This is a genomic window from Candidatus Formimonas warabiya, from assembly GCF_002777255.1.
In the GTDB taxonomy this organism is placed as follows: Bacteria; Bacillota; Dehalobacteriia; order Dehalobacteriales; family Dehalobacteriaceae; genus Formimonas; species Formimonas warabiya.
The window spans coordinates 5,983,664-5,995,765 of sequence record NZ_CP017634.1 but is presented as its reverse complement, the minus strand read 5'-3'; the positions used below and the strand labels follow the sequence as shown (position 1 = coordinate 5,995,765).

8 protein-coding genes are annotated in these 12,102 nt (G+C 44.4%); 3 read left to right on the top strand and 5 right to left on the bottom strand.

The features are described from left to right. Nucleotides 1-14: 14 nt before the first annotated feature. Together DCMF_RS26915 and DCMF_RS26910 are read right to left on the bottom strand one after the other, a co-directional pair. Nucleotides 15-1,118 carry a M24 family metallopeptidase gene (locus DCMF_RS26915; protein ID WP_148137302.1) on the bottom strand — a complete coding sequence of 368 codons (1,104 nt, stop codon included), beginning with the start codon at nt 1,116-1,118 and terminating at the stop codon, nt 15-17. Between the two features lie 400 nt (nt 1,119-1,518). Then, entirely contained in the window at nt 1,519-2,076 is a 558-nt protein-coding gene (locus tag DCMF_RS26910) for a helix-turn-helix domain-containing protein (protein ID WP_148137301.1), read from the bottom strand. 456 nt (nt 2,077-2,532) lie between these two features. On the opposite strand from DCMF_RS26910, the gene DCMF_RS26905 reads away from it, so the two are divergent. Further along, complete coding sequence (locus DCMF_RS26905) at nt 2,533-3,942, top strand: trimethylamine methyltransferase family protein (RefSeq protein ID WP_236860131.1); 1,410 nt, start codon at nt 2,533-2,535, stop codon at nt 3,940-3,942. Nucleotides 3,943-4,020: 78 nt separating this feature from the next. Here DCMF_RS26905 and DCMF_RS26900 read toward each other — a convergent pair whose 3' ends face one another. From DCMF_RS26900 to DCMF_RS26890, 3 genes are all read right to left on the bottom strand, one after another. Next, nucleotides 4,021-5,649, bottom strand: coding sequence for a BCCT family transporter (locus DCMF_RS26900; RefSeq protein WP_148137299.1), 1,629 nt, complete (start codon nt 5,647-5,649; stop codon nt 4,021-4,023). A 193-nt stretch (nt 5,650-5,842) separates the two neighbouring features. Further along, the gene (locus DCMF_RS26895) at nt 5,843-6,877 is read right to left on the bottom strand and encodes an ornithine cyclodeaminase family protein (RefSeq protein WP_148137298.1); all 1,035 of its coding nucleotides are present in this window, start codon (nt 6,875-6,877) and stop codon (nt 5,843-5,845) included. 59 nt (nt 6,878-6,936) lie between these two features. Further along, nucleotides 6,937-8,379, bottom strand: coding sequence for a trimethylamine methyltransferase family protein (locus tag DCMF_RS26890; RefSeq protein WP_148137297.1), 1,443 nt, complete (start codon nt 8,377-8,379; stop codon nt 6,937-6,939). Nucleotides 8,380-8,905: 526 nt separating this feature from the next. Between DCMF_RS26890 and DCMF_RS26885 the strand changes: the two genes are divergently transcribed. Together DCMF_RS26885 and DCMF_RS26880 are read left to right on the top strand one after the other, a co-directional pair. Then, the gene (locus DCMF_RS26885; protein WP_148137296.1) at nt 8,906-9,532 is read left to right on the top strand and encodes a cobalamin B12-binding domain-containing protein; all 627 of its coding nucleotides are present in this window, start codon (nt 8,906-8,908) and stop codon (nt 9,530-9,532) included. 749 nt (nt 9,533-10,281) lie between these two features. Then, entirely contained in the window at nt 10,282-12,099 is a 1,818-nt protein-coding gene (locus DCMF_RS26880) for a sigma 54-interacting transcriptional regulator (protein ID WP_148137295.1), read from the top strand. The last annotated feature ends 3 nt before the right edge of the window (nt 12,100-12,102 follow it).

Sequence of the window (12,102 nt, the reverse complement as noted above, 5' to 3'; positions counted from 1 at the left end):
GCCAAAGGAAAGCCTTATGCAAGAATCATGCTGTGATAATCTTTCGGATAACTGTTCAATACCTGGACACCGTTTTTTGTCACCACGACGTCATCCTCAATGCGTACCCCGCCAAATTGGGGCAGATAAATTCCCGGCTCAATGGTAAATACCATCCCCTCTTCCAAAATATCCTCATTTTGCTGGTGCACCTTGGGATATTCATGAATATCCAGGCCAATGCCGTGCCCGGTCCGATGAATGAAGAATTCGCCGAAGCCTGCTTTTTCAATAATTTGCCGGGCGGCCAGGTCTACCTTTTTGATCGGGATCCCGGGACGAACCTGTTCGATGGCAGCCAATTGGGCTTCCAAGACGATTTTGTAAATGGTTTCTAAACGAGGATGCGGTTTTCCAATAAAGAATGTCCTGCAATAATCGGACCAATATCGATCATAGTACACCCCGTAATCCAGAGCAACGGCATCGCCTTTTTGGAACACATAATCTGCGCAGAACCCGTGGGGATTTGCCGTTCTTTCCCCGCCTAAAACCTGGATCACATAGGAATCGGTAACAACTCCCGGCTTAGCCGACATGGCGTGGAAGAGGGCAAACTGAATATCTTTTTCTGAACGTCCTGCTCGAATTAAATCTCTCGTTTCATCCAAGGCCTGGTCTCCGTACCTGGCTGCCTGATGAATTTTCTCAATCTCTTCCTGGTCTTTGTAGATGCGCAGATTGCCAATCAGCTTACTCGCGTCTATTAATTTCATGTTGGGCAGCTGCTCGTTGAACTGCCCCCCCAATTTCATGGAGAAGTAGTCCATTTCCACCCCCAGGGTGTTGCACCCTTCTAAAGCTTCCAGCAATTTCAGCACTGGATCCTCGTCATCCCGGTGCAATATTTCGGGGATCCCTTTTACGGAGGCAATTTCTTTTTCCAGGCTGGGCAAAATCATAGAGCAATGATCATCTTTGCTATCCAGCAATAGCGCCACAAATCTTTCATAGGGGTTGATCATAATGCCGGTAAAATAATAAATATTCAGGGGCTTTCCTACGATCACCTTCTCAATCCCCTGATCAGCCATGGATTTTAGCAGATTGCTCCTTCTTTTTTGATAAGTTGATGCCACTTTCTTTTCCTCCTATAGTTAGAATTATTATTGCAATAAATAGGTCCAGGATTAAATAGTCAAAATTTAGACAAAATTCCAATATTTTTACTATCTTAAAATTTTTTATCCTAAATTTACTTATATTAAAATTATATAAAATAATACGGCGAAAAAGTCCGTTTTCCTGCCCGTGATTTGAGTAATATAAAATTTATTTTAAATTCAGATTTTTTACCTTTTTTATCAATTTCAGGGCCCGAAAAAAGTCCTCGGACCATCAAAGTCTTTTCGCTGTCAAATAATATTGCAAAAGTCATGCCAACAAAAAATAGGCCCTCAGAATCCATTTGGGCCTATTTCACGGTAATTGACCTCATCTTCATTTTCCGGCAAGCTAAGCTTTTGCCAGCCTGGTTTCTTACTCAAAAATCTTGGGAGAGACTACGATGATGACTTTAACTAATTTATTGGTAAAATTCGCCCAATTATGCGGGATGGAAGAAGGAATATGGATACTGTCCCCGGGATAAAGTTCATATTCCTTATCCTCAATCATATACGTCAAGATCCCTTCCAGGACGTAGCAAAATTCTTCCCCATGATGGGTAACGGGAGCAATATCCGACCTCTGCTGGCCGGGAAGCAAGATGGTAAACATGGGATCCATTTTTTGATCTTCAAAATTGCTGGCCAAACTGCAATAAACATTCTTAGAGTGTTCCACAAGCACAGCTTCTTGTTCATAACTGCGGCAAATCATTTTTTCGTGTTTACTCGGCATACTGAAAAAATAAGCCAGATCCACCCCCAACACTTCTGCCACGGATTGCAGGGAGGCAATGGCGATGGATGCCAACCCTCTTTCTACCAAGGATAAAAAACTGATGGACAAGTTGGTTTTTTCACTAAGGTCCTTTAAAGTCATTCCTTTGGAGGTTCTGACTTCTTTAATTTTCTGACCTAATTCCTTATTCATAATTTCCCCCTGTGAGGTTATTTTCTACCCGCTACCCTTTCATCCTTCCATTAATTCCACATCTGCAAAATTATTCCTTCACCCTTTCATTATTTCATGAGAAACCATGTTTATTCATGCGAAAAAATTCACTTTTCCCTGTTCAGGAAAAATTCTTGATGTATCTGTGTCAAAATTGTAAAAGTAAGTTAAAATTTTTTTACAATCTTTTTCTATTTTAGCATAAAAAATGACGCTAAAAAGTCTAATTTCATCACACATTCTTTATTCTTCCGCGTCCCGGCCTAAAGGATCAAACCTTTTTTTAATTCATAATCGGATTTTTTGGCACAAAATTTGCTTTTTAAACCTATGGATGGTATGACAGACTTTTTGCAGCGTTTTATGGAATGATTAAAGCACCTCGTAACGCTTAGGCGCTCTCCAAAAATTATTGATAAAAGGGGGAAACACAACGTGCAGGAAGACTTAAGAAAAATTCATGATGCCTCAATGCAGTTGCTGGCAGAATGCGGCATAAAAATTCTCCATCATGAAGTACTTAACTTAGTGAAAAGAAACGGGATTAAGGTTGTCGGGGAAACTGCCTATTTTTCCGAAGAACAATTGATGGCATGGGTGAAAAAAGCTCCTTCCGGTTTTACCGTCTACGCCCGCAATCCCCAATATGATATGTTTCTGGGCGGGGACAAGGTTGAATTTGCCCCCGGATATGGGGCTCCCTCGGTGATAGAGGAAAACGGTCAAGTCCGTCCTGCCCTCATGCGTGATTATGTAAACTTTATCAAATTATTTCACCAAAGCAAATACCACAATATTAACGGCGGAGTTGTGGTACAGCCTACCGACATGGTAAGTATCAAGTCCCGACCGGTGATGTTCTACTTATCTTTATCCGGTTCGGACAAATGTTTGATGGCAGGCACCGGTGAGCTGAATGAAGCACAAACAATCCTGGAAATGGCGGCTCTGGCCTTTGGGGGTAAAGAAGAACTGATCAGGAAACCCAGAGTTATGACCATTATCAACATGAACAGTCCTTTAATTATTGATACCAATATGCTGGAGAATATGATGGAATATGTTAAAATAGGGCAACCGGTAGTAATTGCCTCATGTACCATGGCCGGGTCAACAGGTCCGGTTACCCTGGCCGGCACCATTGCTTTGAGTAATGCGGAAATTCTCACGGGCATCGCTGTTGCTCAAATGATCAGAGAGGGAAGCCCAGTCTTATACGGTAATCAAACCACTACCGCCGACATGAAAACAGGCAGTATTGCCATCGGCTCTCCTGAGGGGGCTTTGTGCTATACAATCAGTGCCCGATTAGCCAAAGCATACGGCCTTCCCTGCCGGGGAGGAGGCGCCCTTTCCGATGCCAAAAGCCTTTCCGTCCAAAGCGGTTACGAAAGCATGATGACTTTGATGGCCACCGCCCAGGCCCGAACTAATTTCATCATTCACAGCGCGGGAATTCTCGATAGTTACAATTCCATGTCTTATGAAAAATTTATCGTCGACTTGGAAATTATCGGCATGGTCAAAAGATTTATTCAGGGGATTCATATTTCTCAAGATACGTTAGCAGTGCAGGTGATAAAAGAAGTCGGCATCGGCGGCCATTTCCTGGGCACCGAGCATACTATGGAAAACTGCAGAAAAGAACCCTTCCTGCCTGAAATCAGCTTGCGGGGCAGGGTCATGACAGATCCTAACGAACTGTTGGCAGAACACATCCAGAATAGGGTGGAAAAAATGCTTGCCGCTTATGAAAAACCGGCCCTCGAAAAAGAAACGGACCAGAAACTTGTGGATGTGCTGGTTGCCAAAGGTTTTGATCCCAGGCCGTACATTCAACTATAAAATATATCGTTAAATAAAAATTTCCCCGGCATTAAGCCGGGGAAATTTTTTTGAGGGGTCAGAATGATGCTCGTCAGGTTAAACAGTTTGTCCCGTTCCCGGATGCACAACTTCCTGTTTATCCTGCACATACTCTTTGGATGTCGGCTCGTAAAAAGTGATCTCTTCTTTGACAAATTTTCCAATCACGTAACACATCCCCAGCATGATAAACATGACGGGAAAAACCGCAAGAATTGACGCCGTTTGCATAGGGCCCAGGCCGCCGGCCAGCATTAAAACTCCGGTAACCGCCCCCATTAATATGCCCCAAAAAATCTTTAGGCTGGTCTTGGGTTCAGGATTTCCTCCGCTGGACAGCATCCCCAGCACAATGGTGATGGCATCAGCGGACACCACAAAGAAGGTAAAGATGACAAAAAGGTTGACAATACCTACCAGGCTGCCTCCGGGAAACTGGCCCAGCAATGAATAGAGCCCGGTGGGGACATCCTTTTGCACCGCCGCCCAGATTAAATTCTTCGTTTTTTCCATTAATTCAAAATGAAGACCGGTAGAACCATACACGCAGAAATAGACCATATCAATCAGGCAGGGAGCAAACATGGCACCGATAAAGAATTCTCTGATCGTGCGCCCCTTGGAAATCTTGGCGATAAACATGCCTACCGCCGGAGCCCAGGCAATCCACCAGGCCCAGTAAAAAATGGTCCAACCGCCAACCCAGCCTTCCTGTTTGACCGGATCCAAAAATAGACTCATGGTGATAAAATTTTGCACATAAAGGCCTAAGGCGTTGACAAAGTTGTTTAAAATGAAGGTAGTCGGGCCAAGGATAAAGACAAACAATAACAGCCCCATACAAGCAATCATACTGGCATTGGAGCCAATCCGAATTCCTCTTTCGATGGGGAGGCAGGCGGAGCAAAGATAACAGAAAACCACCACAGCCAGACAAATCACGTTCCAAGTAGCTGTATTCGGCACGCCGAAATACCAGTTGAGGCCGGCATTAAACTGAAGAGTACCTAACCCTACTGAAGTGGCTGTGCCAAAAATGGTCGCCACCAGCACGCTGATATCAATCGCTTTTCCCAGAGGTCCATAAATTTTGTCTCCAAAAATCGGATAAAAGCAGGAACTGACCAGGGCCGGCATGTTTTTCCGATAGATAATCAACCCCATGGCCAGGCCGCAAACCAGGTAAATGCACCAGGGGCTGATGCCCCAGTGAAGGAAAGATATCGCCATGGCCCATTCTGCCGCATGGGTGCTTCCCGCTGTTCCGGCATAGGAAGGCCCGGCGTAGTAATGGTAAAGCGGTTCTCCCACGGACCAGTAAACCAGTCCTACCGCAATACCGCAGCCAAACAACATAGAAATCCATGAGGCTGTGGAATACTCAGGAACATCATCCGGTTTGCCTAACTTAATCTTCCCGAATTTGCTGAAGGCCATAAAGATACAAAAGAAGACAAAAAACAAAGTACCGGACATGTAGAGCCAGCCCCATCTCTTAGTGATATAAGCCAACCCCGCATTTGCGTATGTCATTAAGCTTTTGGTGTCAATAGCTCCCCAAATCACGAAAATACCGATCAAAACGGCAGAAATAATGAATACCGCCGGATCAACCCGGCCTAGCAGCCCAAAGTCTTTTGTCACTTCCTCTATGGTCTTAGGAATGAATTTTTTGTTCTTGTCCATGTAGATCCCCCTCTCTTTTTTTGCCACGAACAAGGCTTGAACAATTTTCCTCCTTTCCTTTTGATAAAAGCGCCGCCGTACAAGGAATCGGCATCATTTCGCTGTGCAAGCCATCACTTCTGCCATCAATAGATTTTTGCCCAGTTTGATGGCTTTGCACAGCGGTTGATCCATGGTGAAAAGAGACTGGCAGTTATAAGGGTAATTTTCTTCCCGCGCCTTTTTCCAGAGCCCGGTTGAAGACCTCCCTGGCCACAACCACATCACAAACAGACATGCCGATGTTGCTGCATACGATCAATTGGTCCTTGTTTTCTCTCCCTTTGGCAATTCCGGCCAGGACTTCCCCGGTCTCACAGCAAACCTTGGGCAATCCATCCGGGAAGTAGCCCATGCCGGCAAACAGTTCATGTTCCGCAATGCTGTCCACAATATATTTGTCCGCTCTCCGCTGTGTAACAGGGTCCCAGAAGGTATTCAGGTCGGCGGGCAGAATCGTTTGGCCTTGGGAAACCCATTCGTCTTTTACGACAGAGAGGCATTCTTTGATGATGATGGTAGCGGAAGACATCACTTCACAACTCTTAGCGATTTCTTCCGGCGTCCCTTTCACGATCGGCACATCCAGTTTAGGCTGGCAGATTTTAATCAGGTTATCCATGGCAGCTTCATTAATGTCGTAAATATAGATTTTCTTCAGTTTTTTCAGGGTATGAACAACATAGTTGACATGTTCGATGCCCTGAACACCGCAACCGAACATACCGAAGGTTTCCGCGTCCGGATGGAGCGCAGCGGCAGCCAAAACTGTAACGGCAGGGGTTCTCATCGCTGTAATCCAGGCACAATCCATAATCGCCATGGGAACACCGGAGGCGATATCATTCAGAATCAAAAGGCCGGTGGTCTGAGGGAGTTGAAACCTTTGAATATTGTACGGATAGCACTCAATCCACTTCATGCCGCAGGCATTCTTAGACGGTACGTAGGCAGGCATGGCATGAAAGAAGACCTCCGGCAGGGGATGCACACCGATTTTCGCCGGCATTTCGTATTCTTTTTTCCCATGAGAAATTAAAGCATGCTCGGTAAGCTTTAAAATATCTTCCTGGGTTAGTCCCATGCCGATTACTTCTTGCTGGGTCAGGTATAATACTTCCTTTCCAAGGTCAATATACTTTGCTACCCAATTACGATCCGTAAGATCTAATTCCGGGATCTGACTCATTTTGTTTTCCTCCTTTTAATTTATCCTGGCATATTTTCACGTTCCGCAGCAAAACAGAATTACTTCAGGCTTTCCACAATCGCTCTTAATTTGGCCTGTGTTTTTTCATCCAATTGTTTGGGCTGGTGCTTTTCAATGATATCGAGCAGCTTTTTCTGCGCGTTGTCTGTGAGAGTCGGCTTGCCGGCTGCTTCCCAATCCACGAATCTCCGCCGGTTCAGTAAACTGGGGAAGAACCATTCTTTCTTGAAGTTTTCAAAGGTATGCTCTTCTGCCATAAAGTTCCCGCCCGGACCCACCTTGGCGATCACATCCAAAGCCAGGGTCTCTTCATTTACTTCGATCCCGCGCACCAAACGTTTTACCTGTCCGATTACTTCATCGGCAATCACTAAAGATTGCAGGGAAGTGCACATGCCGGATTCAATGTAGCCCACATCATGGATCAGATTTCCTCCGCTCAAGGCAGCCATTAAGATGTTCTGGGAAATTTCCAGGGCATGCTGTCCGTCACAGGTCTTGGCATCGGAACAACCGGCGGTGCTAAACATGGGAATCTGATAATAATGGGCCATTTCGGACAAGCCGGCAGCCAAAAGCATAAATTCCGGGGAACCGTAGGTGATTTGGGTCGAGGCCATATCCATAATGGTGATCACACCGCCCATGACAAAAGGAGCACCTTCTCGCACAGTTTGGTGAATCACTAAACCGCTTAAGGATTCACACAGGGAAACGACAATAGTCCCCGCTAAAGTCGCCGGGGCAGTAACCCCAGCTTGGGGAGCAGGTGTGTAGATGGCGGGCAGATTATTTTCCGCCATGAGCATGGCAACATCCAAGGCGTTAAATTCATGTACCAGCGGAGTTACCGGTTCTGTGTAAATGGCAAAAGTGGGATTGGCCTGCAGGTTCTGCAAACCGCCTGCTACTTCAGCCGCCATATCGATCATAGCCTGGCAGTTCTTGGTATTATAGGCCCAGTGAACAATCGGCTTGGCAGAATTCTTCAGCATGGCTTCGAACAAATAAACGTCCAGAATTTTCGTCTCCACATCCCTGATCGTACCAAAGTCCATTTGATAATCAATGTTCGGCAAGGCATCCATCACCCTGGAAGCACGGCAAGCATCCGCATAGGTGGGCACTTTTCTTTCCCCGGTAATAGGATCTATGGTATAGGTAACGGTTGGCCCGGGTCCAAAATAAAACCTGTTCCCTTCCAAAAACATGGTTCTATTCCCCTCCCGGTCAGACAAAACGACTCTTGAGGGTGCACTGCGGATGCACTTTTCCACTAATGCGGCAGGAAATTTTACTCTGTTCCCCTCCACATAGGCCCCCGCCTTTTTAGCTACTTCTAAAGCCTTTTCGCTGTGCATTTCCACTCCGACCCTTTCCAATATCTCCAGGGCAGCAGAATGAAGTTCTTGACATTGTTCTTCCGTAAATACGCGAAAATTTACTGTCGAGTTAGTAACATAGTTGCTTCTTCTCAGCATGTTAAACCTCCTAGTCTTTTTCTATTTTTCTTTTTCATCAAACCCGACTCATGCAAATCCTGCTTTCTGCTCTTTTACCAAAGCCCCCTTTCTGATAAATGCTTCCTTATAAAACTATGCTTTTAAAACTAAGCCTTAAGATTGAATCTTACATGCACGGTTAAAAGCAAATCCTATGCCACTTTGTTTGAATCTGGCAAGGAATCAGGTAGAGTTCTTTGGTGCTAAGGTTCTAAGGGAATAAAAGACTTTCTGTTTGAAAAGATTTTAATATTTACATAAATGAGGCCGCCGCGAATACAGAAAATGATGTAAAACTCAGTGAAAATTTTTTTACATACCTTTCCGATATTTTACAATTTTACGTTCTCATCACTTTTGGATCCCGTTTTATTCCCTCATGCGTCAGGAACGAAAAATTAGGATTATTTCATTCTATCCATGAAACAAGATTCATTTTGCTCCATTGGCATAGAATTTGCTGTATTACCTGAGTAAGAAAGCACATGCGAGGAGGAGTTTTTTAATGGCAAATTTTGAATCATTATCCCAAAGTGTTATTTCCGGAAAAGAAGCACAGGTGAAAGAACAGACGAAAGCACTGGTAGACGCCGGCGTCAACCCCCTCGAAATCATCAACCAGGGATTGATCGCCGGGATGAATGTCGTAGGCGCCCGGTTTAAAAATGGAGACATGTTTGTCCCCGAAGTGCTGATGTCCGCAAAATCCATGGCATCCGGTATCGAAATCGTCAAACCGCTGATCGCCGATACCGATATGCCCAGCAAAGGCAAAATCCTACTCGGAACCGTGAAGGGCGACCTCCATGACATCGGCAAAAACTTGGTGGGAATGATGCTGGAAAGCGGCGGCTTTAACGTGATCAACCTGGGCATCGACATCGCCCCCGAAAAATTCGTCGCAGCCGTAAAAGAACATCATCCGCACATTGTGGCCATGTCTGCCCTCTTAACCACCACCATGCTGCATATGAAAGACACCATTGAATTAATTAAAGAAGAAGGCTTAAAAGTAAAATGTATCGTGGGCGGGGCTCCTATTTCCCAGGACTTTGCCGACGAAATCGGGGCGGACGGATTTGCTCCCGATGCAGCTTCAGCGGTGGAGCTTTGTGCCAGACTGCTTGGATAACGAAGCTGGGTGCTTGCTTACAGATACCCAAGGTCACCCTATAGCGGTAAGGGGACACACCTGCTGAAGTCCTGGTCTATCTCAAGGGACAGGAATGTCCCCAACTGTGTCTTAGAGGCAGGAATGTCCCCAATAATACCTTATGGGTATAGCAAGTAAGATTTCGGAATCCCTGAAACCTGATCCCTAAAGTCGCATAGGCGACTTTTTTATTTTTGCTTTTGGTCATGTGGTCATGAGAAATAGGGCCATCCAAATGGCATTTATGGATGGCCCTATGAAAGGGGATGATTCGATGGATAGCCACCGAATTCTTATTAGTACATGAACATGCAAAACTGCAGCAAGGGCCGGTTTGGTACACATAAAATTTAGGGCTGGACAGCTCTGGTACTTTGACTGCTTTTTTGCCTGCCAACAGAGCCCAGGGGCACACAGATAAATTTCTATGTAGTTTTTATTATGCAAATTTTATGCCATTTTATAATGACAAAAAATAAACCCTTTTCCGTCATTGATATCTCTGTTTTCTAAAGACTAAAATGCTTTTACGGAAAAATCCTTCATAATTAGGGATATTGAAAGGAAAAAAGGGTCTCTAAAAAAGGACACGGAACATTGATGTCGAATAAATCTATCATTGTTACCCCTGCTATAAACTCTTTTTATCTAAAACAATGGCCTAAAAATCAATCATATACAATCGATTATTTGATCTGTAATCAAAAGTATATAAGGTTGGTGAAATTATGAGCAGAAAGAGCAATCCATTATCAGAAGACATCAATGGCGCTCAAGATCAGCAGCTTTCTCATTATGATGAAAGATTTCTTGATGCGGTTATGCAGGGTTCAAACGAAGGAATTGTGGTGACAAACGCAGAGGGAGAAATCCTCAAGTATAACCAAAAGTTTCTCGATCTTTTGGAGTATTCTTCTGGCAACCTGATTGGCTCTCCCCTCATTTCATTGTTTCCCGATATTCCATCACTTGATTTTGACATTGTTAACTATAAGATAAAAAATACCAAGAAAAAATTAATCATCCGAAGGCATACCACATCAATTGATTCCCTTCATTTTGAGACCATTTATTTTTCAGAAGTCAATTCGTCTCAAAAAGAATTTGCTGCTAAGTTTGAAGAGATTCGACTATTCAAAGATATGTATGAAAAAATCCTCAATTCCATTGATGAAGGAATTCACAGCATCGATGTGCACGGCAACCTGTTTATTTATAATTCCGCCCAGGAGAAACTAGAAGGGTACAGGGCATCAGAGGTGTTGGGAAAACATGTTACGGAGATCTATAATCTGGACCGGACATCCAGCTTATTGCTAAAAGTTTTAGAGGAAGGAAGGCCCATCTTCGACTATCACCAGGAATATACGACGAAAAACGGCAACTATATTGATGTTCTTTGCAGTACCGTACCTCTTTATTCCGGAAATAAAATCGTGGGATCGGCCGCCATTTTAAAAGACTTTTCCAAGTTCCGCCAGATGGCAGAAAAGATTTTATATTTGCAAGAAAAATTAACGGTAAAATGGTCTAAGACCACGAGTATCCAGCAAAAGGAAAGACATACCACTTTTGATCAATTAATTGGGCTGAATAAGCAGTTTTTAGAAAGTATCACCTGGGCAAAAACGGCGGCTAAGAGTGATTCGCCGATCCTCATATTTGGCGAAACGGGAACCGGGAAAGAATTATTTGCCCAAAGCATCCATGAAGAAAGCAGGAGATCCCGTGGTCCATTTTTAGCGATCAATTGCGCCGCTATTCCCGAGAATCTATTGGAAGGAATCCTATTCGGGACTGTAAAGGGCGCCTTTACCGGTGCCATCAACAGAGTAGGGCTCTTTGAGCAAGCCAACGGGGGAAGCTTATTCTTGGATGAGATTAACTCTATGCCTTTAGCCCTGCAGGCAAAACTGCTTCGCGTGCTGGAAGAAAAGAAAGTACGCAGATTGGGGGGAAACGAGGAAATCCCTATTGACACCAGAATTATCAGCAGCTGTAACGTAACCCCTACCATCGCCATCGAACGGGGGCAAATCAGGGCCGACCTGTTCTACCGTCTTGCCGTTGTTTATGTGTTTCTCCCTCCCCTGCGAGACAGGTTGGATGACCTGGAACTGCTGTCCAATTATTTTATCCAGGCTTTAAACATTCAATTGGATAAAAGCATTTCCGGTCTAAACCACGAGGTAATTTCCGCCTTCAAGAATTATCATTGGCCGGGCAATGTCCGCCAGCTCAAACATACCATCGAATGTGCCATGAACATCATTCCCAGCCAGGAAAAATTTATTTCTCCCAGCCATATTCCAAAATATTTAGGTTTATTCAGCCAAGACAATATAGAATTGAAAATAGAACCCACAGAGCAAGAAGTGAAGAAAAACCATACCCTTTCCGTTTTGAGTCAGATCAAAGAGCAAGAGAAAGATCTCATCATCAATGCCTTAAAAAAATCCAAAGGCAATGTCGCACGGGCAGCGGAAGAACTAGGCATGAGCCGTCAATTGCTGCAATACCGCCTAAAAAGACTAAACTTAAAATAAACC